This is a genomic window from Amycolatopsis sp. NPDC005003 (genome assembly GCF_053600695.1).
In genome coordinates this window covers 106,489-132,284 of the sequence record NZ_JBSGAI010000032.1, presented here as the reverse complement: position 1 = coordinate 132,284, position 25,796 = coordinate 106,489, and the positions used below count along the sequence as shown (strand labels likewise).

The window sequence follows — 25,796 nt, the reverse complement described above, 5'->3', positions numbered from 1 at the left end:
CGCCATCTGGCACAACTGGACCACCGGCCTGACCAGCAAACGCTCACTCATCGCCTACGACCACTAACACCAACTTCACGGAATCACTCATCTAGGCGGCCGAGCCGTCCCCGGTCCGGGGTGCGCCGTGGGGGACGACCTTCACCTGGCCGGGCCGGGGCTTCGCCGCCAAGACGGTGAAACGCGCGGTCAGGGGTTTGCCCGCGCAGCGGACGGAAACCGGGTAGGTGCCGGGCGCGACGGCGGCGACGACGCTTTCGCCGAAAAACGCCCACGGCTGGTGTCCCTCGGCGTTGCGGTCCAACGGCGTGGTGATGCGCAGTGCCTTGGTCGTGACCGGGCTGACTTCACCTTCGCACGCGACGGTGAGAGAGACCCTTTCGCCAGGGTGCCCGCTGGAGGCGGACAAGTTCAGCCAGGTGGGCAGCGGAGGCGGTGTGGTGGTCTGCGCGGCCGCCGCCGGTGTGAGTGCGAGCAGGCCGGCCGCGGTGAGGGAGAGGATCTTCATGGTGACCTCACGGAGTTCGGTTCGTGCTTTCAAGGCGTTTGCGCAGGCCAGCGGGTTGCCGGTCGATACCCGACTGTGACGCTCGGGTCCGCCTTGAGCGGAACGGCGGCTGCTCGCCGGTCGTGGCGGGAAGGCTCGGGCCATGACGACATCGGCGTTCGGCGGCGAAGTGAGCGAGTACTACCAGCGGTTCCGTCGCGGCTACCCGCCCGAGGTGGCGGAAGAGCTGGCTGCGGCGTTCACGCTGACCCGCGAGGACGTGGTCCTCGACCTCGGCTGCGGCACCGGGCAGCTCACCCGGGCCCTGGCGCCCCGCGTCGGGGCGGTGCTGGGCATGGATCCGGAGCCGGCAATGCTCGCGGAGGCCCGCCGGGCGACGGCCGAGCCGAACGTCGGCTGGCTGCTCGGCGCCGACTCCGACGTCGGCGTGCTGACGGCCGCCCTCGGTCCGGGGCGCCTGGCCGCGGTGACGGTGGCGCAGGCGTTGCACTGGATGGACCACGAGCTCCTGTTCGCGGCGATCCGCCCGCTGTTGCGGCCCGGCGGCGGTGTCGCGGTGGTGACCAACGGCCGGCCGCTGTGGCTGCAGGACACGGCGTGGTCGGCCGCGCTGCGAAAGGTTCTCTCCGACTACCTTGGCACCCCGCCGCACCGGACCTGCGGCACCGACGACGCGAGCCAGGAGCGGTACGCGAAGGCGCTCGCCGCCGCCGGGTACGCCGTGAGCTCGGCCGTCGTCGAGTACTCCGCGACGCTGAGCGTCGACGAATTGGCCGGTGGCGTTTTTTCGGCCATGAGCCCGGAGCAGCTGCCCGGCCCGGACGCGCGGCCGGCGTTCACCGAGCGCATCCGGGCGGCGGTCGCCCCGCACGGGCCGCTGCGGGAACACGTCCGGGTCCGGGTGCTGACCGGAACCCGGTGAACCGGACGAACCGATCACGGAAGGCGATTACGTACCGGCCCCTGCTGTTCCGCTTATTGTTTCCCCGGGAGGCGGCGCGGATGCTCGCTGCGAGGCGCCGATCGCGCCACCGTCCCCCGAGGAGTCCCCATGACCAGCAGGTTGAGAGCTGCCGTCGCCGCCGTCTTCGTCGTGTTTTCGCTCGCGTTCGCCGTGGACGCGATTTCGGCCACGGCCGTCTCGGCCGCTCCGGACTGCGTCCGGCCGTGCCGGTTCTGAGGGCGCGGCTACCTAGACTTCCGGGATCTCGGCCGGGACCGGTTCGAAGGCGTTGCCGGTGGCGATCTTGGGCCGGGGCAGCTCGACCGGTTCGCCCGGCTTCGCCCGCCGGTAGACCTCGGCGGTCGCTTCGGCGATCCGGCCCCAGTCGAAGTCCGCGGCCAGCCGGGACTGCGCGGCCCGCGCTCGCTCGGCCGCGGCTTCGGCGTCGGAGAGCACGGTCGTCACCGCATTGGCCAATTCCGCGACATCGCCGGGGCTGAACGCCAGCCCGGTCTCGCCGTGCACGACGACCTCGCCAAGTCCGCCGGCTGTCGACGCGACCAGCGGCGCCTTCGCGGCCGCGGCCTCCAGGGCGACGATGCCGAACGGCTCGTACCGGCTCGGCAGCACGACGGCGTCGGCCGCGGCCAGCGCCGCGCGGAGGTCGCGGTCGGAGAGGTGTCCGACGAAGTCGACCGCGCGCCGCACCCGCAGCTTCCGCGCCTGCTCGACCAGCTCGTCGAAGTGTCGTCCTTTTCCGGCAACGACCACGCGGGTGCCCGGGTGGCGGCGCCGGATGCGGGGGAGCGCGGCCAGCAGGTCCTGCACGCCCTTCTCCCACTCGAGTCGTCCGAAATAGAGCAACAGCGGCGCACCGGCGGGGCTGTAGACCTCGCGGGCGCGCGCGATCTCGTCGGCGGGCACCTGCCAGCCGCGCTCCTCGATGCCGTTGTGGATCACCGTGACGTCCTCGGCCTCGACCTCGAAGAGGTGCGCGACCTCGCGGCGCATGGCCTGGGAGCAGGTGATCAGCGCGTCGGCGCGGTTCGCCAACCACCACTCGACCGAGTGAACTTGCTGGTTCAGCGGGTGCGACAGCCAGCCGGAGTGCCGCCCGGCCTCGGTTGCGTGGATCGTGCCGACCAGCGGTACCCGCGCGGCCTCGGCGATCGCGATGGCCGGGTGGGCGACCAGCCAGTCGTGCGCGTGGACGACGTCGGGCTGCCAGGTGCGCAGCAGGTCCTGCGCGGCGCGGATCATGGCGTGGCCCATGGCCAGCGTCCAGGCGACGAGGTCCCGTTCGAAGGTCACGTGCATCGGGTCCTCGGCGACCCGGATGATCCGCACGCCCTCGACGACGCGGTCGGTGCGCGGGTGCGTCCCGGCGTCGGTGCCCGCGGCGTGCCGGCACAGCACCACGACCTCATGGCCCTGGCGGGCGAGGTGGGTGGCGAGCGCGTGGACGTGCCGGGCCAGGCCCCCGATGGCCACGGGCGGGTACTCCCAGGACAGCATCAGCACTCGCATGCGCAGAGGTTACTCGCGAGTCGGAAGCCCCGACGCGCCCGTGCTGGCGAAGTGTTCACATGTGATCTCGATCACTGGCGGCCACCGGGATCTCTGCCACCATCGACCGGGATGACTTCTCCCGAGGACTCCGGCTGGCGCCGGCTCGACCCGCCCCTGCCGACCCCGTGGAGCGCCGACGTCGCTCCCGACAACGCCCTGCCCGAGTACCCGCGGCCCCAGCTGACGCGGCCTCGCTGGCTCAACCTCAACGGCGTCTGGGAGTACGCGGGCTGGCCGTCGTCGCCGGACGAACCACGGCCGTCCGGCTACGCCGAGCGCATCCTGGTCCCGTTCCCGCCGGAATCGGCGTTGTCCGGAATTCGACGACGCGACGAAGTCCTCTGGTACCGGCGCCTCTTCGACGTCCCCTCCGACTGGCGCGGTTCACGCGTCCTCCTGCACTTCGGCGCTGTCGACCAGACGGCGAAGGTCTGGGTCAACAACCAGCTCGTCGCGACCCACGAGGGCGGGTACACGGCCTTCAGCGCGGACATCACCGACGTCCTGCGCGCCTCGGGGCCACAGGAGCTGACTGTCCGCGCCGAGGACCGCACCGACATCGAGCCCTTCCCGGTCGGCAAGCAGCGCAACGCGCCCGGCGGGATCTGCTACACGCCGTCGTCCGGAATCTGGCAAACGGTGTGGCTGGAGCCGGTCCCCGAGGCGCGGATCGAGCGGCTGGACCTGACCCCGGACTTGGCGGGCGTGACGGTGTTCCCGCAGGTCAACGGCGGCGCGGAGGTCGTTGTCGTCATTTCGGCGAACGGCACCGAGGTGGCGCGGGCTTCGGGTGCGGCCGGGGCGGCGGTGCGGGTGGACGTCCCTTCGCCGCGCCTCTGGACCCCCGATGACCCGCACCTCTATTCGCTGCGTGTCCAGCTGCTCGACGAGCGTGGTTCGATTTCGGACGAGGTCGGCAGCTACGCCGGCCTGCGGACGATCGGCCTGGTCCCGGACGCGCAGGGACGTCCGCGGATCGCGCTCAACGGCCGGGTCGCTTTTCTGCACGGACCGCTCGACCAGGGCTACTGGCCGGACGGCATCTCGACCGCGCCCACCGACGAGGCCCTGAGGTTCGACCTCGAGAAGACGAAGGAGCTGGGCTTCAACTTCGTCCGCAAGCACGTGAAGGTCGAGCCGGCCCGCTGGTACTTCTGGGCCGACACGCTGGGCTTGGTCGTCTGGCAGGACATGCCGTCGCTGACCGTGTCGTTCGACGGCCCGCCCGGGACCGCGCCGGACCCGGTCCCCCGGGCGCGCGAGCGGTTCGAGGCGGAGCTGGCCGAAATGGTGACGCAGCTGCAGCCGGTCCCGTCGATCGTCGGCTGGGTCCCGTTCAACGAGGGCTGGGGCGAGTTCGACACCGCGCGTGTCGCGGAATCGGTCAAAGCCCTCGACCCGACGCGGCTGGTGATCGCGAACAGCGGCATCAACTGCTGTTTCTCCCGCCCGGACAGCGGTGCGGGCGACGTCTACGACGACCACACGTACGTCGGTCCTGGAGCGCCGTCGGTGCGCGACGGGCGCGCGATCGTCGACGGTGAGTACGGCGGCCTCGGTCTGGTTCTGGACGACCACTGCTGGCCGGGGCCACCGAACGCGTACGAGATGACGCCGACGCGGGAGCGGCTCACCGAGCGCTACGCCGAGGTGAGCGCCGCTCTCGAGCGAATAGTTGCGGAGCGCGGCCTGTCCGGCGCCGTCTACACCCAGACGACGGATGTCGAAAACGAGGTCAACGGGCTGCTCACCTACGACCGTCGTGTGGTCAAAGTGGACCTGGCGACAGTCGCGAAGTGCGTGCGAAAGGTGATCGAGGCGGGCTCGGCCTGATTTCGGCAACAGTCGGTCACCTCGCCGGGGAAATGCATCTTCGCCAAGCATCCCCGCCTTGTGTCGAGAAAGGCGTAAGGGTGCCGGGGCGGCGGCCGCCCCGGCGTCGGGGGGATCTACAGGTGCAGCCAGAGGCCCAGGATGTGGATGTGCCCGTGGTGATGGTGGTGGCCGGCGCACAGCAGCAGGCAGTGCCGGGCCTGGACGTCCGCGTCGGACCGCGGTGCGGCGGACGCGGTGCCCACGGCGGGGCCGGCCAGGAGCAGCCCGAGTGCGACGGGGACCGCGGCCAGCGCGGCCCGGTGTCTGGTTGTGCTCATCGGTGATCCCTTCTCGCCCGTGACAACGCCGAAATGGCGTCGGAAGAATTATCGAAGGCGAGGCGGGGAAATCGGCAGGCTGATCACCCGGAGTTCGACCGTCCGGCTCACGACAATCATTTTCGGTTGCGTTTGCGTGATACCTGAACGGCCGCCGTTTTCAGTCGATCCGGTGAATTCCGGTGACGGCGGGGGATCGGTGTCCCCCGCCGTGGTATCAAGCCGGCAGCGCGGCCTCGATGGCCTTGACGACCGCCTCGTCCTCGGGCTCGGTGCGCGGCCGGAACCGCGCCAGCACCTCGCCGTCGGCGCCGACGAGGAACTTCTCGAAGTTCCACTGGACGTCGCCCGCCGCGCCTTCGGCGTCGGGGGTCCCGGTCAGCTCGGCGTAGAGCGGGTGCCGGCCTTCGCCGTTGACGTCGATCTTCTCGAACAGCGGGAACGTGACGCCGTAGGTGGTCGAGCAGAACGTCTGGATCTCGTCCGCACTGCCGGGTTCCTGGCCGGCGAACTGGTTGCACGGGAACCCGACGACGGAGAAGCCCTGCCCGCCGAAGCGTTCCTGCAGCCGCTCGAGCCCGGAGTACTGCGGGGTCAGGCCGCACTTCGACGCGACGTTGACCACGAGCAGCGCCTTGCCGGCGAACTCGCCCAGCGAGCTGTCCCGCCCGTCGAGGGTCTTGAGCGGAATTTCGTGGATCCCCATGAAGGTCCCTTTCAGTCGTGCTTCAGCGCCCGGGCGTCGAGGTGCCCGAACGGTCCGTCGTCGGCGCGGTAGGCCGCGGCGAGCTCCTCGGCCCGCGCGCGTTCGCCGCGGCGCAGCAGCCCGGCCAGCGCGTCGAAGCGCTTGGTGTGGACCACCGCGCGACGACGCGCGTAGTCCGCGGCCGAGTCCTTGGTGACCATGAACGCCCAGTCGCTTTCCAGCGCCAGCATCGCCTCGGCGACGGCCTGGTCGGCGACCGTGTCACGCGCCGTCCGGTCCAGCCCCCGGACCAGGTCGAGCAGCCGCTCCTGCAGCGCGCTGTTGGCGGCGACCATGTCCTTGACCTGCTCGCCGTCCCAGACGCGCCAATCCTTGCCCGACCCCCACGACGACGCCGGCAGGTCGATCGGCGCGCCGACGTGGCCGGCCTCCATCGCGCCCTTCAGCGTCGTCACCCGCACGCCGGCGTCGGGCAGCGCGCGCAGCACGCCCTCCAGCCAGGCCGGTCCTTCGTGCCACCAGTGCCCGAACAGCTCCGTGTCGTACGCGGCGACCACGAGCGCCTCGCGCCCGTGTTGCCGCTTCAGCGACCGCAGCCGCGTCACGACGGTCTCGACGAAGTCCTTGACGTGCGTCCCCAGCACGTCCGCGGCGAGCGCCGGGTCGTACGGCGCCTTGTCCTGCGGCTCGACCGTCTTGCCGGTGACCCGGGCCGCCTTGAGGCCGACCTCGTGCTGCCAGGTGTGGAAGTCGCGGTAGGCGGCATGGCCGGGGTAGCCGGCCTTCGGCGACCAGACCCGGTAGGTGACCTCGAGGTCCCGGCCGAACGCGAGGACGTCGGAGCCGCCGACCGGCCGCGCGGCCCAGGTCTCGCCGCGCAGCGACGGGCCGTCGACCAGGAACCGTCGCACGCCGGCGGCCGCGTAGTCGTTTTCCATACCAGGCGCGTAGCCGCACTCGGGCGCCCAGATTCCCTCGGGTCGCGTCCCGAGCCGCAGGGCCGTGTCGGCGAGCCCGGCGTTCAGCGCGAACTCCCGCACCCGCGGGTCCAGCAGCGGCTGGAACGGGTGGGCGAGCGGCCCGCCGAGGAGCTCGATGGTCGCATTGTCGACCAGGGACCGCAGGACCGGGGAGAACCCGTGCCGCCACCGCGTCCCGAGCTCTTCGGCCGCGCGGACGGCGGTCCGGTGCTCGGCCGCGGCGAGTTCGCGCAGCAGGGGGTCGCCGCGCCACAGCGTCGCCGCGTGCTGGGCGCGCAGCTGCCAGTGGCCGAGCCAGTCGTGGAACGCGCGGATGCTGTACGGGTCGTCGAGCTGCGCGGCGAGCACCGGCGTCACGCCCAGGGTCAGCACGTCTCGGCGGCCCTCGTCGGCGAAGCGCTCCAGGAGCTCGACCATCGGCAGGTAGGAGTGCGCCCACGCCTGGTAGAGCCACTCCTCGCCGACCGGCCAGGTTCCGTGGTGCGGCAGCCAGGGCAGGTGGCTGTGCACGACGAGGCAGAAGGTGCCCTCGCTCATCGGCGCACCGCCACGGTGATCAGGTCGAGGCTGGCGTCGAGGTCGTCACCGTGGATGTCGAACCCGGTGGCTTCGATCGCGGCGACGTCGGCGAGCAGTTCCGCCGGCCAGACGGCCTGGCCCGGCAGCTTGCCCATGACGACGTCGAGCTGGGCGTCGATGATCGAGCCGCCGTACCGCTCGTCGAGCGCGCGCACGGCCTCGCCGTGGTGCAGCCCGTGCAGCGATTCGACGGTGAAGCCGGCCTCGGTGAGCAGCCCGGCCAGTTCGGACGCCGCCAGCTCGCGGGTGTGGAACGGGTTCAGCGGGGTGTCGCTGTCCGGCGTGAAGGTCAGCCGGTTGGGGGTCGTGACCAGCAGTTTGCCGTTCGGCGACAACACCCGGCGGCACTCGGCGAGGAACCCGGCCTGGTCCCACAGGTGCTCGATGACCTGGAAGTTGGCCACGACGTCGACGGCGGCGTCCCGGACCGGGAGGAAGGCCAGGTTGGCCCGCGCGACGGCGACCTCGGGATAGCGGCGGGCGACGTGCTCGGTGGTCGGGACGTCGTAGTCCAGCGCGAGCACCCGGCGGGCCGCGGTCGCGAGGAGGCCGGCGCCGTAACCCTCGCCGCAGCCGGCTTCGAGGACCGTCGCGTCCGCGCAGTGGGGGAGCAGGGCGGCGTACGCGGCTTCGTGGCGCCTGAACCAGTAATTCTCCTCGGCGATGCCGGGGACGGTCCGCTCGCCGGTCAGGTGCAGCGCCTCGGCCCGGGTGGCTGGGGTGGTCACCTCCGCGACCCTAGCGGGTGTCACGTCCGGCACCGCCGTCTCGTTCCGTGGTCATGCAACGGACCATCACCCGCGTACTGCTCGTCGTCTTCGGCTTGATCGAGGCCGTGGTCGGATTTTGGCCACTGGTGTCGCCGACCGGCTTCTACCAGGACTTTCCCGGCTTTCGGGCCGGCTGGGTGGCGATGGACGGGCCGTTCAACGAGCACCTCCTGCGCGACTTCGGCGGGCTCAACCTGGGGCTCGCGGCGCTGCTGATCGGCGCCGCCGTGATCGGCACCACAGCCGTCGCGCGGCTCGCGGCCGTCTCAGCACTGCTCTTCGGCGTCCCGCACTTCGGCTACCACCTCGGCCACGTCGGGCACTTCGAGCGGATCGACCAGGTGCTCATCGTCGGGACGACCGGCCTCGGGGTGTTGTTGCCGCTCGTGGTCTTGTTGCTACCGGCGCGGCGGGTCAGCCCACCGGCGACACCGTGATGCCGAGTGCGCCGGGGCCGAGGTGCGCGCCGATGACCGTGCTCGCTTCGACGACCATGCTTTCGACCATCGCCGGCACCCGGCGTTCGATCTGCCTGCCGATCTCCAGCTCGTGGTCGCTGGCGCCGAACCGGGTCACGGCGATGTCGGCGCGGAAGCCGCCGGACTTCTTCACCGCCAAGTCCACCATCTTGGCCAAGGCGCGTCGCGTGCCGGGGACCCGGGCGAGCGGCGCGACCTCGCCGTCCTTGACCGTGAGCAGCGGCTTGATCGAAAACGCGCTGCCGAGCATGGCCTGGGCGGCGCCGATCCGGCCGCCGCGGCGGAGGTACTCGAGGGTGTCGACGTAGATGAACTCGGTGCTCGTCGTGCACCGGCGTTCAGCGGCTTCGATGACCCGGTGGGCCTCCGCACCGGCCGCGGCGGCCCGCGCGGCCGACACGGCGGCGAAGCCGAGGCTCATGCCGGTGGTCCGGCTGTCCAGGACGTGTACCGGGATGCGGACCTGCTGGGCGGCCTCCCGGGCCGCGCGGACGGTGTCGGACATCCGGCCGGAGATGTGGATGCTGACGATGGCGGTCGCGCCGGACGTGGCCGCCTCCTGGTAGGCCCAGAAGAACGCCCCCGGGTCCGGGGGCGCCGTGGCGATCACCTGCCCGGCTCTCATGGCGTCGATCACTTCGCCGCGGTCGAAGCGGTTTTCGTCGTCGTAGTGGCTGCCCAGGCTCAGCTGGATCTGGACGACGCCGATGGCCCAGCGAGAAGCGACGACGTCGGGCAGGCAGGAGCTCGAGTCGGTGATGACGGCGATGCGCGCGGGCATGGTGGAGGAGGTTAATGCCTGACACCCACTGCCAGTAGGCCGTGGTTGGTCCGATCGGACGAACGGCAGTTCGGGCGGGGTAACCGGTCAACTACCGGGACGATGGTCCCACTAGATTGCGCATCCAGGTGAATGGCGTCACCTCGACGGGTCCCGCGCGCCGATTGGCCCTAATCTACCGGCCAGTAGAGCACTGTCCCGTGGTCGACCGCGGGCCACGAACCGGGAGGTCGAAGCAGACCCATGACCAACATCGTCGTCCTGGTCAAGCAGGTACCGGACACCTACTCGGAGCGGAAGCTCAACGGGTCCGACCACACCCTTGACCGCGAATCCGCCGACGCCGTGCTCGACGAGATCAACGAGAAGGCCGTCGAAGAAGCGCTGAAGATCAAGGAAGCCGGCGAGGGCGAGGTCACCGTGATCTCGGTGGGACCCGACCGCGCGACCGACGCCATCCGCAAGGCGCTGTCCATGGGCGCCGACAAGGCCATCCACGTCTCCGACGAGGCGCTGCACGGCTCCGACGCGATCGCCACCGCCAAGGTCCTCGCCGCCGCGATCGGCAAGGTCGAGGGCTTCGACCTGGTCATCGCCGGCAACGAGTCCTCCGACGGCCGCGGCGGCGCCATCCCGGCGATCCTCGCCGAGCTGCTGGGCCTGCCGCAGGTCACCTACGTGCGCGAGCTGACCGTCGACGGCTCGACGATCAAGGCCATCCGCGAGACCGAGGACGGCCTGACCCACCTCGAAGCGAGCCTGCCCGCGATCGTGAGCGTCGGCGAGAAGATCAACGAGCCGCGCTACCCGTCGTTCAAGGGCATCATGGCCGCGAAGAAGAAGCCGGTCGAGACGTTCACCATCGCCGACCTGGGCGTCGACGCGGGCGAGGTCGGCCTCGCCAACGCGTGGTCCCAGGTGACCGAGTCCGCGCCGAAGCCGCCGCGCACCGCCGGCGAGAAGGTCGAGGACGAAGGTGACGGCGGCACCAAGGTCGCCGAGTACCTGGTCGGCCAGAAGCTCATCTGACAACGGCTCTTCGAGGAGGAAGTAGAACCATGGCTGAAGTACTCGTCCTCGTCGACCACGTCGACGGTGAGGTCAAGAAGGTCACGCTCGAGCTGCTGACCGCCGCCCGTGCGCTCGGTGAGCCGTCGGCCGTCGTGGTCGGCCCGACCGGGACCGCCGCGAAGGCGAAGCAGGCGCTGGCGTCGCACGGCGCCGCCAAGGTGTATGTCGCGGAAGGCGACGACGCCGCGAACTACCTGGTCACGCCCAAGGTGGACGTGCTCGCCGCGCTCGCGCAGCAGGCGTCCCCGGCCGCCGTGCTCGTCACCGCCAGCGGTGAGGGCAAGGAGGTCGCCGCCCGCCTGGCCGTGCGCCTGGGCTCCGGCCTGATCTACGACGCCGTGGGCGTCAACGGCGACGGCGTCATCGACCAGTCCATCTTCGGTGGCGCGTTCTCGGTCAAGTCCAAGTCCGCCAAGGGTGCGCCGGTCGTCTCGATCCGCCCGGGCGCGGTCGAGGCGGAGCCCGCCGAGGGCGCGGCGGCCGAGGAGACCGTCGAGCTCCCCGCGGTCGACGCGGCCAAGGCCACTCGCATCACGGGCGCGGAGCCGGTGACCGGTGGTGACCGGCCGGAGCTGACCGAGGCGTCGATCGTGGTCTCCGGTGGCCGCGGGGTCGGCTCGGCGGAGAAGTTCGACGTCGTCGAGAAGCTGGCCGATTCGCTCGGTGCGGCGGTCGGTGCGTCGCGTGCCGCTGTCGACTCCGGCTACTACCCGGCGCAGTTCCAGGTGGGCCAGACCGGCAAGACCGTTTCGCCGCAGCTGTACATCGCGCTCGGCATCTCCGGCGCGATCCAGCACCGCGCCGGCATGCAGACGTCGAAGACGATCATCGCCGTCAACAAGGACCCGGAGGCGCCGATCTTCGAGATCGCCGATTTCGGCATCGTCGGCGACCTGTTCAACGTCGCGCCGCAGCTGACCGAGGCGGTCGAGAAGCGCAAGGGCTGAGCCTTGTACCGAAGGGCCTTCCGGGAGTTCCCCGGAAGGCCCTTCGTCCGTTTTCGGGACAGAGAACCCGCCATTCACCGAACATGCACTAATCGGTCATCGGATGGCACTCTCCGCGGCTTCCAACGCGCAGGTACACCTTGACCATGACGACGTCACAGCTCCTCGTCAGCACTGATCAGGCGGGTGCCGAGCTCCCCGCCGACGCTCCCCGGTACTCGCTTCTCGTCGCGCACGCGAACGACGAAGTGGTCGCGGCGCAGAAACTGCGGCACCGGGTTTTCGCCGAGGAAATGGGTGCGCGCCTCCACTCCCCGCGGCCCGGTCTCGACGTCGACGAGTTCGACGAGTTCTGCGACCACCTCGTGGTCCGCGACGACAACACGGGCGAGATCGTCGGCTGCTACCGCATGCTGCCGCCGGAGCGCGCCGCCCGGGCCGGGAAGCTCTACGCCGACAGCGAATTCGACCTGACGGCGCTCGAAGGCCTGCGCCCGTCGCTGGTCGAAACCGGCCGGTCGTGCGTGCACCCGGACCACCGCAGCGGCGCCGTCGTCAGCCTGGTCTGGGCCGGAATCGCCCGCTACATGCTGCTCTCCGGTCACCGCTACCTCGCCGGCTGCGCGTCCGTCCCGCTGGTGGAGGGCGGTTCCTTCGCCGCCGGGGTGTGGGACGTCCTGCGCGCCAAGCACTACTCCGACGAGGCCACGCGCGTCACGCCGTTGCTCCCCTGGGACGCCTCGGGTATCGAGCGTCCGGCGCGGTCCACGCTGCCGCCGCTGATCAAGGGCTACGTCCGGCTCGGCGCCAAGGTCTGCGGGCCCCCCGCGCTCGACGCCGACTTCGGCGTCGCGGACTTCTTCGTCCTGCTGGACCTGCACAACGTCGATGAGCGGTACCTCAAGTTCTTCCTCGGGGTGCAGGGATGAGCCACGCCTGGATGCCGGCTTCGCCGTGCGGCGACGGCTGCCTCACCACCGACGACCCGGTGGTCGGTGTCCCGCGCCGGGTCCTGCGCTTCGCGGCGGCGATCTCGGTGGTCCTCGCGGCCCTGGTATCCGCGCCCCTGCTGCTGGTCGCCCCGGGCCGCGAGCGCCTGCTCCGGCTGATCTTCCGCGGCATGCTTCGGGCGTTCGGCGTCCGGCTGGACATCCGGGGCGGCGCCGACTTCCTGACGGCGCCTGCTGGCCGTGGCGCGCTGGTGGTCAACAACCACATCTCGTGGTTGGACATCGTCGCGATCAACGCGCTGCGGCCGATGCGCGCGCTGGCCAAAACGGAGATTGCCGGCTGGCCGGTGCTCGGCGGCCTGGTCCGCCGCGGCGGCAGCATCTTCCTCGACCGCGAGCGGCTGACGACGTTGCCGGCCACGATGGCGTCGCTGGCCGAGGCGCTGAGGACGGGCTCGCTGGTGAGCGTGACGCCGGAGGGCACGACGTGGTGCGGTCTGGCCTCGGGCCGCTTCACGACGGCGACGTTCCAGGCGGCCATCGACGGCGGTGTCCCGGTGCGCCCGATCGCGTTGCGCTACCGCCTCGCCGACGGCCGCGAGACCAGCCGCCCGGCGTTCATCGGGCCGGAGTCGCTGATCGCGTCCCTGCGCCGCGTGGCGGCCCTGCGCGGTCTGGTGCTCGAGATCCACGTCTGTCCGGAGATCGCCCCCGGCCGCGCGGAGACTCGTCGCGAGCTGGCCGACCTCGCCGAGGCGGCGGTCCATTCCGCGCTGGGCACGGTGCAGATCCCGGCCCAGCAGCGGCGCCGGGCCTCGCGCCGCCAGGCGGCCCCACTGGCTTCGCCTCCCGCGAAGTGATCCGGGCCCTGTCGCCGCGATCCGGCGACAGGCCCGGATTGGGCTCGCATTCGGTCAGCCGACGGTGATGGTCAATTTTCCGCCAGGGTGCCCGTCCTCGCTTTCGACCTGCGCCGCGGCCGCCTCGGCCAGCGGATAGCTCTTGCCCTGCGCGATGCCGACCCCGCGATCGGTCACCCAGCCGGCGATCCCGGTGAGGACCTCGCGGCTCTGCTCGCCCCCGCTGGAGAACGGGATCCCCAGCTCAAAGGCGGCGGCATCGGCGATGGTGACGATGCGGTCCTTGGTGCCCCGCAGTTCGACGGACCCCGGCAGCACCCCGTGCCCGGCGGCGTCGAAAACGGCGTCCACCTGCCCGCCCGTCGCCTCGCGGACCCGCTCCACCCAGCCTTCGCCGTAGAGCACGGGAACGACGCCCAGCGATTTGAGGTCGTCGAGGCTCCGGCTTCCTCCGGTTCCGATGACGGTCACGCCCTGGGCAACGGCGACCTGAGCGGCAAACCGCCCGACCGTCCCGCTGGCGCCGTGGAGCAGGAGCGTCTCACCCTCGCGGACCCCGAGCTGCCCGAGGACGCGAAGCGCTGTCTCGCCGGCGACCGGCAACGCGGCGGCGTCCGCCCACGAAAGACTCGCGGGCTTCGGCGCGATCGCCTTCGCGAGCGCGTACTCGGCGTAGGCGCCGGTCTCCGACCAGCCGAAGACCTCGTCACCCACGGCGAAGTCCGCGCCCTCCCCGACGGCGTCGACTACCCCGGCGACCTCGGCACCCGGGATGTGCGGGAACGTGACCGGGAAGTTCTGCTGCATGGCGCCGTTGCGGATCTTCCAGTCGATCGGGTTGACCCCGGCGACCCGCACGGCCAGCCGCACCTGCCCGGGACCCGGCTCCGGCACCGGGACGTCGGACAGCTGCAGGACTTCCGGTCCGCCGTATGCGGAGAAGATGATCGCTCGCATGGTCTTCGTCGCTCCTTGATTCGTGACCTTCGGTTCGAATGTCCTCCCCCGGAAGTCAACTCGCCCACCGGAGCCGCCGAACCGCCCGGACGAGCAGTGTTCACTAGCCGGACGAGCAGGTCGCCGGACCGCGGACGCGCCTACCTTGGAGGCCATGGACGCTTCCTGGTCGGATCCGCGACACGTACTGGACGTCGTCGAGCGGCTCCTGTCGGCGCCGCGGCCCCAACTGCTCAGCCGGTTCGCCGCCGAGCTGGGCAGGCTGATCCCGCACCGCGCGGCCGCGATGCAGACGGGCGATTGCCCCCGCAGCCCTCTGAAGGCCATCGGCGACGAAGCGATCACGCAGGCCGTGACGAGCGTCGAGCTGCAGCGGCTGGTCGACCGCAGCGAGCCGGGCAAGGCGCTGGTGACCGACGGCGTGCTCGGGGGCGTCGAGCGTCGCCTGGTCCTGCTGGCTTCGACACCGGCCGTCGGCCAGGGCGCGGTGATCGCCGTGGTGCCGGAGGCCGCAGAGCCGCCGCCCGCGGAGCTGGAGCTGGCGGCCCGGCTGTGGCACATCGTCAGCACCGACGCGGGCCAGCGGGCGACAGACCCTGGGCCGGACGTCCTGGCCGGCAGCCTCGCCGCGGCCTCCGCCCGCGCCCAGGTGATCACCGACCTCGGCCAGGCGCACGCGGCGACCCTCGTCACCCTCCTGTCGGTCCTGCGCTCCGGCCGGCTCTCCGACGCCGCCGCCCGCCGCACCGCGGTCGACCTCGCCACCGGCGCGCTGGTGGAGCTCAAAGGCGTCGTCGACCGCGACCAGGTCCTGTCCGCCGAGCAGGCCGACTCGGCATTCGCCGTCCTCAAGACCCAACTGACCGACCTGATCCGGCACACGGAAGTCGACGTCGACCTCGTCGACCCGGTCGGTAACGCGTCCCTTCCACAGGACATCGCCCACACGGCGCGGACGCTGACCCGCGGCCTGGTGCTCGCGGCGTTGGACCGTCCGGCGACCACGCGCTTGAGGGCATCCTGGCGCGTGGACGGACCGGTCCTGCGGATCACGGTCCGCGACGACTGCCCCGAAGTCGCCGACGCGATCCCGCCCCGACGCCTGACCGAGCGCCTCACCGCTCTCGGTGGCCACTGGGAGGTCGACGCCGTGCCGGACTGGGGTACGACGGTCACGGCAGTCCTCCCGCTCGGCGTGGCCGAGCCGCCGGAACTGCGTCCCCTCGGCCGGCTCAACCCACGCGAGCTGGAGGTCCTGTCCGGCATCTCCCAGGGGCTGCGAAACCGGCAGATCGCCGGACAACTGCAGCTCAGCGAGCACACGGTGAAATTCCACGTCCGCAACATCCTGGACAAGCTGGACGTGAGTTCCCGGGGCGAGGCAGCCGCGCTCGTCCGCGACCTGCCGCTCGAACCGGTGGCACACCGCTCCGCCTGAACCGCCTTGACCTCCAGCGGGCTGGAGGTTGCACGCTGCTGATCATGGCCTCGACGATCGACTCGGCACCCCGTCGCCGAAGTGTGCTCTGGACCGCGGAACACCGGCTGACCACGATCGCGCTGCTGCTCGTGGTCACGTTGGTCGCGTTCGAAAGCATGGGCGTCGCGACGGCGATGCCTACGCTTGTCGCCGATCTCGACGGGTTGTCGCTTTATTCGTGGCCGTTCACGATCTTCCTGATTTCCAGCGTCGTCGCGACGGTGCTTTCGGGGAGGGTCGGCGACCGCCGCGGCCCCGCGCCGGCGCTGCTCGCCGGCCCTTTGTTGTTCGCGGCCGGCCTCGTGGTCGCGGGGACGGCGAGCGGGATGCCGATGTTGCTTCTCGGCCGCGCATTGCAGGGCTTCGGTTCGGGGCTGCTCCTCGTCTCGGTCTCGCTCTTGATCGCGCTGACGTTCACCGATCACGAACGCCCCGTCATCTACGCCGCGAACGCCGCCGCTTGGGTCCTGCCAGCGGTCATCGGGCCTTCAGTGGCCGGGGTCGTGACGGTCAGTGTCGGCTGGCGTTGGGTCTTCCTCGGCTTGGTCCCGTTCGTGGCCGTCGGCGTGCTCATGCTGGTGGTCGTCGTCCGGCGCCTGCCTGCGCACGAACGCGCCACCGCCGGCCGACGGGCGAGCGTGCCGCAGGCGATCATCGCCGCCCTCGGCGTCGCAGCGTTGACGTGGGCGGCTCAGCACCAATCGCTCGTCGCCCTCGGCTACGGCGTGGTGGGGCTGGTCGCGCTGGGTTACGCCCTCCGAAAGCTGCTTCCGGAGGGCACGTTGACGTCACGCCCCGGCCTGCCGACGGTTGTCGCTTCCCGTGCCCTGATCGCCGGTGCGTACGCGGGGATGGAGGCATATCTCCCGCTGACGATGAGCGCGGTCCACGGTTACAGCCCTGCTCTCGCCGGCCTGCCGCTGACGATCACGGCGCTGGGCTGGTCCGCGGCGTCGGCCGCACAAGGCCGATACCTCGGCTGGTCGAGGGAAGCATCTCTGCGCACCGGATTCGGGCTGGTCGCGGCCGGCTTGATCTGTTTCGGTCTGGTCTCCCAGCCGTGGTTCCCCGGCTGGTTCGCGTTCGTGGCCTGCGCTGTCGGCGGCGCGGGTATGGGGATCGCGATGCCCGCGATCTCCGTCCTCCTGCTCCGCTACTCACCCGAGGGTGAACGAGGATTCAACACTTCGGCGATGCAACTCGCGGACTGGGTCGGATCCGCGCTGTTGATCGGCCTGGGTGGTGTCCTGCTGGGCACGGTCGGGTCGGTTCTCGACCCGTCGCCGGCGATGGCCCTGCTCACAGTGGCCTTGGTGGCGCTCGCGATGGTCGGTGTCCGGTTGACCGGGCGGTGGCCGTCAAAGGTGTGACAGCCCACTTCGAGAGCCAGGGTGGGCTTCGTCACGCGCTGGAGCGGACTACCCTGGAAAAGCGATGACCTATCTCGACCACGCGGCGACCACTCCGATGTTGCCCGAAGCCATAGCGGCGATGACCGAGGCGCTGTCCACCGTGGGCAACGCCTCCGCGCTGCACTCTTCGGGCCGCCGGGCCCGCCGGATGGTCGAGGAAGCCCGCGAGACCATCGCCGAGGCGTTGGGCGCGCGTCCCTCCGAGGTGATCTTCACCGGCGGGGGCACCGAGAGCGACAACCTCGCGATCAAGGGCATCTACTGGGCCCGTCGGGGTGAGCAGGAGCAGCGTCGGCGCATCCTGTGCGGAGCCGCGGAGCACCATGCCGTGCTGGACACCGTCGAATGGCTCGAAGCTCAGTGCGGCGCCGAGGTGACGTTGCTCGACGTCGACAGTCAGGGACGGGTGTCGCCCGACGTCCTCCGGGCAGCCATCACCGCGGACCCCGAGACGGTGGCGTTGGCCACCGTGATGTGGGCGAACAACGAGGTCGGCACGATCAACCCGATCGCCGAGCTGGCGGCGGTGTGCGCCGAGTTCGGCATCCCGTTCCACACCGACGCGGTCCAGGCCGTCGGGGCCGCTCCGGTCGACTTCGCCGCCAGCGGCGCCGCCGCGCTCACCCTGACCGGACACAAGCTCGGCGGCCCGTTCGGCGTGGGCGCACTTCTGCTGGGGCGTGACGTGCCTTGTGCGCCCCTGCTGCACGGCGGCGGCCAGGAGCGCAACGTCCGCTCCGGCACGCTGGACGTTCCGGCGATCGTGGGTTTCGCAGCTGCAGTTCGAACCAGCGTCGCGACTCGAGCCGACTACGCGAAGCGTGTCGAAGAACTTCGGGACGGGCTTGTCGAGGCTGTCCAACGCGAGGTACCCGATGCCGTTCTGAACGGTGGACGTGGCGAGAGGCTGCCCGGCCATGCTCACTTCACCTTCCCCGGATGCGCCGGCGACAGCCTGTTGATGCTGCTCGACGCCAAGGGCATCGAATGCTCGACGGGGTCTGCGTGCACGGCAGGCGTCGCCCAGCCGAGCCACGTGCTGCTGGCCATGGGGGCCGACCCGGCAGCTGCTCGCGGTTCCCTTCGTTTCTCCCTTGGGCACACATCCACCGCCGCGGACGTCGAGGCCGTGGCGACGGAGATCGGTGGCGTTGTCATGCGCGCCCGGCAGGCCGGCCTCGCCGGAATGCGCAAGCAGATCCAGAAGCAAGAGGTGTAAGGCAATGCGGGTTTTGGCCGCGATGAGCGGAGGAGTGGACTCGGCAGTCGCCGCGGCGCGAGCGGTCGACGCCGGGCACGACGTCGTGGGTGTGCACCTGGCCCTGTCGGCCAAACCGGGGACTCTGCGGACCGGCTCGCGCGGGTGTTGCACGATCGAGGACTCGCACGACGCCCGCCGGGCTGCTGACATCCTCGGAATCCCGTTCTATATCTGGGACTTCGCCGAGCGCTTCACCGAAGAGGTCGTTGAGACCTTCGTCGGCGAATACGCTGCCGGTCGCACCCCGAATCCGTGTGTCACCTGCAACGAGAAGATCAAGTTCGAGGCGCTCCTCGAAAAGGCGATGGCGCTCGGATTCGATGCGGTCGCGACAGGCCACTACGCGCGCCTCTCCGTGGTGGACGGCGTGCCCGAGTTGCGTCGTAGTGCCGACAGCGGCAAGGACCAGTCCTACGTGCTTGCCTCGCTGACACCGGAACAGCTCAGCCACGCGATGTTCCCCCTGGGCGGGTCTTGGAAGACCGATGTGCGGGCCGAGGCGGAGCGACGAGGTCTGTCCGTTGCCAACAAGCCGGACAGCCACGACATCTGCTTCATCCCGGACGGTGACACCAAGAAGTTCCTGGAGAACCGCCTGGGCCAGCGCCCCGGCGAGCTCGTGGACGCGGAAACGGGTGCGGTCCTCGGCCGGCACACCGGGGTGCACGGGTTCACGGTCGGCCAGCGCAAGGGCCTGGGCATCGATGCTCCGGCGCCGGATGGCCGTCCTCGGTACGTCCTGTCACTCGAACCGGTGTCAGGCTCCGTCAAGGTCGGGTCCGTGTCCGGGCTCGGTGTCAAGGTGATCGAGGCTGACCGGGCGATCTGGCCCAGCGGCCGGCCGCTGACCGAACCCACCGAATGCGTGGTCCAGGTCAGGGCCCACGGAGGGATCGTGGATGCGGTCGCCGAGGTCGACAACGACACCATGACGGTGCACTTGCGGGAGCCGCTGCGCGGAGTTGCTCCGGGGCAGGTCGTCGTTCTCTACCGCCCTGATCCTGAAGGTGGCGACGTCGTCCTCGGCAGCGCGAAGATCGCAGGTACCCGCTGATCAACGGTCACTTCCGGGGCTTCTTCCGGAGCCGGTTCGTCTGTCGGCGGCCGGGGTGCACCGACGGTGGCGTTGTCGATTGGACCTGTCCTGCCGGTGTTGTGACGTTGAGGGTGCCGGCGGGCGTCACTTCGTAGTCCCAGCCGGGCTGTCCCTTCAGCTTGCTGTGCCGCGAGCAGAAGGTGACTGCCTGGTCCGCGACGCCTTCGGTCTCGCCCTGCAGGCGAGTTGCTTTGGTCCCGCAGCTCTGTGCGGGACGGGTGCATCCGGGCTGGCGGCACTCCTGGTCGCGAACCCGGATGAACTCGTCCTGCTCGAGCGAGTAGCGAGTCGGAGACAGTTCGACGGCACGACCGTTTCGCGGGTCGGTGAGGACCCGGCGCAGCGTCGTATCGGCACGGCCGATGATGTGGCGAGCCAGTGCCGCCGCGATGGGCCCGCGGCCGGACAACGCTGCCGGCGTCTGATTGAGCCCGACGTAGGTGGCCAGGTCGATGTGCAGGAAGACCTCAGCGCGCTCGCTCGGGCCTCCCGTGCCGCTGAGCAGCAGATCGATGGCCACGTCAGCGCGGAGCTGATCCAGCGTGCGCGGTTCGTCCGGTGTCTTCAGTGCACGGGCGGCCTGGTCCACTCTGGCGTAGGCGGCGGTCGCCTTTTCGGTCGGTGCGTTGTTGACCGACAGATTGGTCACGCCGGCGTCTTGGTGGTGCAAGGTGAGGCGTCGCTCGACGAGCTTTCGCTCGGTGCGGAGCGCCGCGCCTTCGGGGTCGGCCTGCGCGGCGGCGTAGGCCGCGGCCCGGCGGACCTGGGTGGCGTTCCGGCCTGGAACCCGATCCTCGAGCGTCGCGTCGACGACATGAACGTGATCTCGCGACAGCCATGCTGTCGCATCGGTGACTTTCATGGCGCGATAGAGGTCGAGCCGGCCGTCATCCATGAGGTTGAGCATGCGGGGAAGGCGCGCAATCAGCGCGTTGGCCGCGGAAACGATGGCGCTGGCGCGGTGTTCCGTGATGGACAGGGCCAATGCGACTTCCGATGACGCGCTGGGCGCCTGTCTCCGTCGCACGCTCAGGTCCGCGATCGCTCTCAGCTGCAGTGCTTGCAGCTTCGAAATCTCCGCGTCGGTATCTCGGATCAGGTCGACGACCTGGTCGTCTTTCATGCGCTGCAACGTGTTCGGGTCGGCGCGGACCGATTGCAGCACGAACGGAAGTGCGCCGTCGGCGCTCTGGCCGGTTGTCGGGACGAGTTTGTGGACTGGCTGTGAAGAGGTCATGAGTTCGACGGTACGACGCCTCGCGAGGAAAGTCATCGAAAGCGCACGAATGGACCGTTCGTGCCCTTCCTCTTGACTAATCGCAATTGTTTAGGGATCCTGCGCGACGTGGACGTTCGCGATCATGGGAGGGTAGATGTCCAAAGTAGACAGTCATCGCCATGCTCCACAGGGGGCGCTTCTCAGAGCTTGAGCTTGAATCCCGTGTGGCTGGGTGCGAATCCGAGCCGCTCGTAGAACCGGTGTGCTTCCGTCCGGGAGGTGTCCGAAGTGAGTTGCACAAGGGAGCACCCGCGCCGCCGCGACTCGTCGATCGCCCAGCGAACCAGATCGGCGCCCAGCCCGGCGCCTCGATGGCCTGCGTGGATGCGCACGGCCTCGATCTGTCCGCGAAGCGCGCCGCGTCTGGCGAGGCCCGGAATGATCGTCAGCTGCAACGTGCCGACCGGCTTGTCGCCTGACGCGACAACCACCAGGAGCTGATTCGGATCCGCGTCGATCTCGTCGAAGGCGCGCAGGTACGGCTCGAGGTCGCCTGGATCGTCCCTGGTGGCGCCGAGCTGGTCATCCGCCAGCATGTGCACTATCGCGGCGACGTCTTCTCGCCGTGCCCTGCGGATGCTGTAGTCGGCCACGACGTCAGTATCACAGGACGCGGGTGAATCCTTGGTAGCTGTACTCGAAACCGAAGCGTGCGTAGAAATCCCGCAGGTCGCCGCGGTTGAGGCCCGAATCGAGGTGGATCCGGGTGCACCCGCGCCGGCGGGCTTCGTCGATGCCCCAGGTCAGGAGTGCGCTGGTCACGCCGCGCCGAGCGGCGCGAATGCCCTCGAGCAGGCCGCGGGGTGCGCCGTCCCAGGCAAGGCCTCGGAGCACGGTCAGCTGTGCGGTGCCGGCGACACCATTGTCGTCCTCGGCCACGACCAGCGTGACGTGCGGGGTGTTCAGGAGTTCACGGAGCGCGGCTGCCAACGGCTCGCCCGGTGCGCCGAACAGGCGCACGAGCGCCTCGATGTCCGTTGCCCGGGCGCGTCGGATGACTTCCATTTCACCCAGTATGCAGGAGGCCGGTCGGTGGACCCAATTGCGACGAGGTGACTACCTGCTGTGCCGACCGCGCGCGTCGGTCAGGTCACCGCGTAACGACGAACCCCGTCGACCACCTGGGCGCTCAGCTTCCCTTGGGAGACCAGGAGGTCGAGGTGCGCTGCAGTTTCCAGGACGGCGAGCATCTGATTGAAGGAGTCCATTTCGGACAGTTTGCGGTTGCGGCGGGTCCAGCCGATCCGATGCGCGGCTTCATACGCACAAGTCGCGCCGGCCACGATTTGCGAGGCCACCGTCTCGAGCCGCTGACGATGGTGCTCCAGCAGTTCGTCGACGCGGGTGTGCACGCTCTCCGACACCGGCCCGTGGGCCGGAAGCATCCGGCGATCCGGCATGGCGCGCACCAGGCGCAGCGAACCGATGAAGTCGTTGAGCGGCAACTCGGCGGGCACCGGTTGGAACCCGATGGAGGGCGTGATGTGCGGCAGCACGTGGTCACCGGAGAACAGCAGGCCGGCCGTGTCGTCGACGAAGACGACGTGCCCGGATGTGTGTCCCGGAGTGGCGACGACGTCGAACTCGCGCCCGGGCAGGATCGGCCGCGGCCCTGGGGTCAGCCATTCGTCGGGCGCCTCCCAGAGGTCGGCTTCCGTGTGTCGCCGGCTCGTGCCGAACTGCCGGGCGAGCGCTTCCACGACCTCGACGGCCCCGGCCTGGTACAAGAGGTCGACCTGGGCTTCCATCGGCAGGCGGTCGGGATTGCCGGATGCCTTGAGCGATGGTTCTTCGTCCTGGCCGAGGGCGATCTTCGAACCGAAGTCACGACGGAGGACCACCGCCTGCGAGTAGTGGTCCCGATGCACGTGGGTGACGAGGAACTCGCTGACGTCGGCGAGTCCGGCGCCGATCCCGCCCAGGGCGTCGGCGAGCTGCTGCCGGGCCACGGTCAGCGCCCACCCGGAGTCGACCAGAACCAGCTTCTCGCCGTCGGTGACCGCATAGACGTTGACGGCGCGCAGAGCGTCGTTGGGCAGCGGCAACGGGATGCGGTACACACCGGACGAGACTTCGTAGATTCCCGGCTCGGTCCAGTTCCTGTCGCTGCTTTCCGGCAACGGTTCCACGATGACCTCCGTCCCGGCGAGACTGCGGCGTCCCGGCCCTTTCTTCACCCTGAGCCGTGCCGGGCCCGCTGTCCACCGGGAGGAGATGAGACGCCGGTCACTCGCTCAGTCGGTGTCCTGCTTCAGGGCGGTGTCGATCGTCAAGGCCGCGGCGACCACCATGCTGGCCAGGGGATCCGGCAGCGGCTGGGGGATTTCCACGACGTAGTTGTCCGCCGTCGTGAAGGCGGCTTTGAGGAACCCGCCCCAGGTCTTGGTCACTCGGGCGACCTCGGTACCGGCGTGGTCGCGGATCGAAAAGTTCCAGGCGCGCCAGTTCTCGGCGAAGATCCCGCCGACCGACCGGCCGTCGACGATGAAGCCGAACCGGATCTTGCCGAAGACGTTCTCCTGGACGATCTCGCCGATCGGCGTCTCGTCGGCCCTGGTGACCAGGAACCGGGACTTGAACACCTTCGCCGGCCGGCGCACCTTCAGCACGGTGCTGTGGTTGGCGTCGCGGACCTCGAACTTGTGGGTCAGGAACTGGTCGTAGTTGGTCAGGAGCCGGATCGCCTTCTTCAGCGTGCTCTGACCCACCTCGACGACCCCACCGAGCTGGTTGCCGTGCTGGTCGAAGACGCCGAACTCGTTGGCCATCTCGATCAGCTTGGCGCGCTGGTTGACCACCAGGACCGGCTCGGTGAACAGGGTCCCGCCCCCGGCGCGCGCGGCGCCTCGGCCGCGTGTCGCGCGATTGACCTGGTGCTGGATCCGGGCCGGGTCGTGGGCGCGTTCGATGTCCAGCTCGATCGGTTCGGAATCGCTCGGTGGCGGGGATTGTTGAGCCGGCCGGGTGTGAGCAGTCCAGGCCTGGCCGTCCCACCACCGGTGCAGACGGGGGTCCCGCGCGTCCGGGTACCAGCCCGGCTGCGGTGGCGAACTCGTCATGGCCGGTCAGCCTATCGTCGCGGGCACGCGCGTGGTGTTCGTCAAGGGATATGCGGTGAATGTCCGCATCCCGGCGGCCCCGGCCGGTGCCCGCACTGGGAGATCGACCAGAATCGGTGGTCGTGAGTGAGCGAATCTGGCCCAGCGGGGCCGCGACGGCGATCGGCTCGATGCCGGGCAACGATCCTGCCGAAGCGGCCGCGGTCGTGTTCGGCGAGCTGCCCGACTTCCCGCACCTGCCCGAGTTGCCGGCCCGTGGTGTCGGCGCGGACATGCTCGGCCGGACCGCAGCGCTGCTCGTCGACCTGGCCGTCGACGTCGTGCCTAGTGGCTACCGCGTGGCGTCCCGGCCAGGGCACGAGCATCGCCGGGCCGTCGACCTGCTTCGCTGGGATCTCGACGCCGTGCAGGAGGCACGCGAAAAGGCCGGGGTGACCCCGCCGGTCTTCAAGGTTCAGCTGGCCGGGCCGTGGACGCTGGGCGCGGGAATCGAACTGCCCCGGGGCCATCGAGTGCTCACCGATCGCGGGGCCTTGCGGGACTTCACGTCGTCCCTGTTGGACGGCCTGGCCGAACACGTCGCGGAAGTGCGGGCCAGGACCGGCGCGCCGGTGGTGGTCCAGTTCGATGAACCGTCGTTGCCCGCCGTCTTGGCCGGCGGCCTGTCGACCCCGTCCGGCTACGGGAGCGTCCCCGCGGTGCCGGCGCCCGAGGCCCGTCAGCTGCTCACCACCGTGATCGACGGCGCGCGGCGGATCACCGACCGCCCGGTGATCCTGCACTGCTGCGCCGCGAAACCACCCCTCGGCCTGCTGCGAGAGGCAGGCGCGGACGCTGTGGCCTTCGACCTCGCCGCACTCGACGGTGCCTCCGCCGCCTTCCTCGACGAGATCGGCGAAGTGTGGGATGGCGGGGCCACGCTTTTCCTGGGAGCGGTGCCGACAACGGTGTCCGGGGCCTCGCCGAGCCTGAAGGACGTCGGCGAGCCGGCGTTCAGGCTGGCCGACCGGCTCGGTTTCAACCGCAGCGTCCTCGCCGACCGAGCGGTGCCGACGCCCGCCTGCGGCCTCGCCGGTGCGACGCCGGAGTGGATGCGCCGGGCCCTGTCACTCACCCGGGACCTCGGGAAAGCCTTCGTGGAGCCGCCGGAAGGCTGGTGACGGAATTCCGCAACTCGCCGACGTCCGCCTCGGCAGGCAAGTAGCGTTGCCGAGGTAGCCGACCGAACGAGGACCACCCGAAACCATGCGTTTGTTCCGCCGCAAGAGCGCCGCCGCCGATCCGCCCGACCCGCGCACCGCGTGGCCCGAGCAGCCCGTGCCGGATGATCCGGCAGTCGCCGCTGAGGCGTTCTGGCACGGCTGGTTCGAGCTGCTGCCGATGGTCAGCGCGGCGCTGGGGGAGGGCGAGCCACACCGGGTCGAGCACGAGCTCTGTGAGCTGGTGGAAGCGCTGCACCCGCGGCTGCACTTCTCGCTGGAGCGTGGTCGCCAAGCGATCTACGCGCTGGTCGTGACCGGCCAGGAAGACCCCGAGGTGCGGCCGTTCACCGACGCCTGGCGGGCCGCCGCGCCGCCGGACGACGCGATCTGGGAGTACCACGACTCGGTCCCGCCGGTGCCCGATCCGACCGAGGTCACGGTCAACCTCGGCGAGCACCGGATCGCGCTCGCCGATGTCCGGGTCGTCGCCCAGGTGGACGACGACGAGCACGTCGTCGACGTCGCCGTCTTCCACCCGCGCTTCGGCGACCTCGATGACGCCGCCCGGCGGACCATGACCTTCCTGCCGCTCGACGCGACATTGGGTGAACGGCTCGCCGCGGAACGGTTACGGCGCGTCGAGACCGCGGAGACCGAGCCGGCCGGTGCCATCACCCTTCTGGAGTTCCGTGAACTGGTCCGCGGACTGGGCGGCAACCACGACGAAAATGTCGGTACCGCCGACTAGGGTTAC

Annotated in this window: 27 protein-coding genes; 14 read left to right on the top strand and 13 right to left on the bottom strand. The window is 70.3% G+C overall.

The window, feature by feature from the left end; all coding sequences use genetic code 11:
- Positions 1-91 precede the first annotated feature (91 nt).
- Positions 92-508, bottom strand: a complete 417-nt coding sequence (locus tag ACWED2_RS32115; RefSeq protein WP_449694246.1) for a hypothetical protein — start codon at positions 506-508, stop codon at positions 92-94.
- Positions 509-650: 142 nt separating this feature from the next.
- Between ACWED2_RS32115 and ACWED2_RS32110 the strand changes: the two genes are divergently transcribed.
- Positions 651-1,430, top strand: coding sequence for a class I SAM-dependent methyltransferase (locus tag ACWED2_RS32110; protein WP_449694245.1), 780 nt, complete (start codon positions 651-653; stop codon positions 1,428-1,430).
- 129 nt (positions 1,431-1,559) lie between these two features.
- The gene (locus ACWED2_RS32105) at positions 1,560-1,688 is read left to right on the top strand and encodes a hypothetical protein (RefSeq protein WP_449694244.1); all 129 of its coding nucleotides are present in this window, start codon (positions 1,560-1,562) and stop codon (positions 1,686-1,688) included.
- 12 nt (positions 1,689-1,700) lie between these two features.
- On the opposite strand, the gene ACWED2_RS32100 is transcribed toward ACWED2_RS32105, so the two are convergent.
- Complete coding sequence (locus tag ACWED2_RS32100; protein WP_449694243.1) at positions 1,701-2,978, bottom strand: glycosyltransferase family 4 protein; 1,278 nt, start codon at positions 2,976-2,978, stop codon at positions 1,701-1,703.
- A 111-nt stretch (positions 2,979-3,089) separates the two neighbouring features.
- On the opposite strand from ACWED2_RS32100, the gene ACWED2_RS32095 reads away from it, so the two are divergent.
- Positions 3,090-4,853 (top strand): glycoside hydrolase family 2 protein, encoded by a 1,764-nt coding sequence (locus tag ACWED2_RS32095; protein ID WP_449694242.1) that lies wholly within the window; start codon positions 3,090-3,092, stop codon positions 4,851-4,853.
- 116 nt (positions 4,854-4,969) lie between these two features.
- On the opposite strand, the gene ACWED2_RS32090 is transcribed toward ACWED2_RS32095, so the two are convergent.
- The 4 genes from ACWED2_RS32090 to ACWED2_RS32075 form a co-directional block, all read right to left on the bottom strand.
- A complete protein-coding gene (locus ACWED2_RS32090) occupies positions 4,970-5,173 on the bottom strand; it encodes a hypothetical protein (protein ID WP_449694241.1) in 204 nt (67 codons plus the stop codon).
- A gap of 217 nt (positions 5,174-5,390) precedes the next feature.
- Complete coding sequence (locus ACWED2_RS32085) at positions 5,391-5,879, bottom strand: glutathione peroxidase (RefSeq protein WP_449694240.1); 489 nt, start codon at positions 5,877-5,879, stop codon at positions 5,391-5,393.
- Positions 5,880-5,890: 11 nt separating this feature from the next.
- On the bottom strand, positions 5,891-7,396 hold the full coding sequence (locus ACWED2_RS32080; RefSeq protein ID WP_449694239.1) for a 1,4-alpha-glucan branching protein domain-containing protein: 1,506 nt from the start codon (positions 7,394-7,396) through the stop codon (positions 5,891-5,893).
- Positions 7,393-8,166 carry a class I SAM-dependent methyltransferase gene (locus ACWED2_RS32075; RefSeq protein WP_449694238.1) on the bottom strand — a complete coding sequence of 258 codons (774 nt, stop codon included), beginning with the start codon at positions 8,164-8,166 and terminating at the stop codon, positions 7,393-7,395. Before ACWED2_RS32075 ends, ACWED2_RS32080 begins: the two co-directional genes overlap by 4 nt.
- Before the next feature lie 53 nt (positions 8,167-8,219).
- Between ACWED2_RS32075 and ACWED2_RS32070 the strand changes: the two genes are divergently transcribed.
- Complete coding sequence (locus ACWED2_RS32070) at positions 8,220-8,645, top strand: hypothetical protein (RefSeq protein ID WP_449694237.1); 426 nt, start codon at positions 8,220-8,222, stop codon at positions 8,643-8,645.
- Here the strand turns inward: ACWED2_RS32070 and ACWED2_RS32065 are convergent.
- Complete coding sequence (locus ACWED2_RS32065; protein WP_449694236.1) at positions 8,623-9,468, bottom strand: DegV family protein; 846 nt, start codon at positions 9,466-9,468, stop codon at positions 8,623-8,625. The two genes, ACWED2_RS32070 and ACWED2_RS32065, sit on opposite strands and share 23 nt — an antisense overlap.
- A 243-nt stretch (positions 9,469-9,711) precedes the next feature.
- Here ACWED2_RS32065 and ACWED2_RS32060 point away from each other — a divergent pair, with 243 nt between their 5' ends.
- The 4 genes from ACWED2_RS32060 to ACWED2_RS32045 all read left to right on the top strand — a co-directional run bounded on the left by ACWED2_RS32060 (position 9,712) and on the right by ACWED2_RS32045 (position 13,296).
- A complete protein-coding gene (locus tag ACWED2_RS32060) occupies positions 9,712-10,497 on the top strand; it encodes an electron transfer flavoprotein subunit beta/FixA family protein (protein WP_449694235.1) in 786 nt (261 codons plus the stop codon).
- Between the two features lie 29 nt (positions 10,498-10,526).
- Positions 10,527-11,486 carry an electron transfer flavoprotein subunit alpha/FixB family protein gene (locus ACWED2_RS32055; protein ID WP_449694234.1) on the top strand — a complete coding sequence of 320 codons (960 nt, stop codon included), beginning with the start codon at positions 10,527-10,529 and terminating at the stop codon, positions 11,484-11,486.
- Positions 11,487-11,632: 146 nt separating this feature from the next.
- Complete coding sequence (locus ACWED2_RS32050) at positions 11,633-12,415, top strand: GNAT family N-acetyltransferase (RefSeq protein ID WP_449694233.1); 783 nt, start codon at positions 11,633-11,635, stop codon at positions 12,413-12,415.
- Positions 12,412-13,296: a lysophospholipid acyltransferase family protein gene (locus tag ACWED2_RS32045; protein WP_449694232.1), complete on the top strand. Its 885-nt coding sequence runs from the start codon at positions 12,412-12,414 to the stop codon at positions 13,294-13,296. The genes ACWED2_RS32050 and ACWED2_RS32045 overlap by 4 nt, the downstream gene beginning before the upstream one ends.
- A gap of 54 nt (positions 13,297-13,350) precedes the next feature.
- Here ACWED2_RS32045 and ACWED2_RS32040 read toward each other — a convergent pair whose 3' ends face one another.
- Positions 13,351-14,253 carry an NADP-dependent oxidoreductase gene (locus ACWED2_RS32040; RefSeq protein WP_449694231.1) on the bottom strand — a complete coding sequence of 301 codons (903 nt, stop codon included), beginning with the start codon at positions 14,251-14,253 and terminating at the stop codon, positions 13,351-13,353.
- A gap of 154 nt (positions 14,254-14,407) precedes the next feature.
- On the opposite strand from ACWED2_RS32040, the gene ACWED2_RS32035 reads away from it, so the two are divergent.
- The 4 genes from ACWED2_RS32035 (at position 14,408) to mnmA (ending at position 19,460) form a co-directional block, all read left to right on the top strand.
- The gene (locus ACWED2_RS32035; RefSeq protein ID WP_449694230.1) at positions 14,408-15,691 is read left to right on the top strand and encodes a helix-turn-helix transcriptional regulator; all 1,284 of its coding nucleotides are present in this window, start codon (positions 14,408-14,410) and stop codon (positions 15,689-15,691) included.
- A gap of 44 nt (positions 15,692-15,735) precedes the next feature.
- The gene (locus tag ACWED2_RS32030) at positions 15,736-17,103 is read left to right on the top strand and encodes an MFS transporter (RefSeq protein WP_449694229.1); all 1,368 of its coding nucleotides are present in this window, start codon (positions 15,736-15,738) and stop codon (positions 17,101-17,103) included.
- Between the two features lie 64 nt (positions 17,104-17,167).
- Positions 17,168-18,364: a cysteine desulfurase family protein gene (locus tag ACWED2_RS32025; RefSeq protein WP_449694228.1), complete on the top strand. Its 1,197-nt coding sequence runs from the start codon at positions 17,168-17,170 to the stop codon at positions 18,362-18,364.
- 4 nt (positions 18,365-18,368) lie between these two features.
- Positions 18,369-19,460, top strand: coding sequence for a tRNA 2-thiouridine(34) synthase MnmA (mnmA, locus tag ACWED2_RS32020; RefSeq protein WP_449694227.1), 1,092 nt, complete (start codon positions 18,369-18,371; stop codon positions 19,458-19,460).
- 7 nt (positions 19,461-19,467) lie between these two features.
- On the opposite strand, the gene ACWED2_RS32015 is transcribed toward mnmA, so the two are convergent.
- From ACWED2_RS32015 to ACWED2_RS31995, 5 genes are all read right to left on the bottom strand, one after another.
- Positions 19,468-20,739, bottom strand: a complete 1,272-nt coding sequence (locus ACWED2_RS32015) for a DUF222 domain-containing protein (RefSeq protein ID WP_449694226.1) — start codon at positions 20,737-20,739, stop codon at positions 19,468-19,470.
- Between the two features lie 182 nt (positions 20,740-20,921).
- The gene (locus ACWED2_RS32010; protein WP_449694225.1) at positions 20,922-21,374 is read right to left on the bottom strand and encodes an N-acetyltransferase family protein; all 453 of its coding nucleotides are present in this window, start codon (positions 21,372-21,374) and stop codon (positions 20,922-20,924) included.
- Between the two features lie 10 nt (positions 21,375-21,384).
- Entirely contained in the window at positions 21,385-21,786 is a 402-nt protein-coding gene (locus ACWED2_RS32005; RefSeq protein ID WP_449694224.1) for a GNAT family N-acetyltransferase, read from the bottom strand.
- A gap of 80 nt (positions 21,787-21,866) precedes the next feature.
- Entirely contained in the window at positions 21,867-22,910 is a 1,044-nt protein-coding gene (locus ACWED2_RS32000; RefSeq protein WP_449694223.1) for an MBL fold metallo-hydrolase, read from the bottom strand.
- Positions 22,911-23,015: 105 nt separating this feature from the next.
- Positions 23,016-23,840, bottom strand: coding sequence for a phospholipid scramblase-related protein (locus ACWED2_RS31995; protein WP_449694222.1), 825 nt, complete (start codon positions 23,838-23,840; stop codon positions 23,016-23,018).
- Between the two features lie 122 nt (positions 23,841-23,962).
- Here ACWED2_RS31995 and ACWED2_RS31990 point away from each other — a divergent pair, with 122 nt between their 5' ends.
- Positions 23,963-25,000: a methionine synthase gene (locus ACWED2_RS31990; protein WP_449694221.1), complete on the top strand. Its 1,038-nt coding sequence runs from the start codon at positions 23,963-23,965 to the stop codon at positions 24,998-25,000.
- 85 nt (positions 25,001-25,085) lie between these two features.
- Positions 25,086-25,790, top strand: coding sequence for a hypothetical protein (locus ACWED2_RS31985; protein ID WP_449694220.1), 705 nt, complete (start codon positions 25,086-25,088; stop codon positions 25,788-25,790).
- Positions 25,791-25,796: the final 6 nt, after the last annotated feature.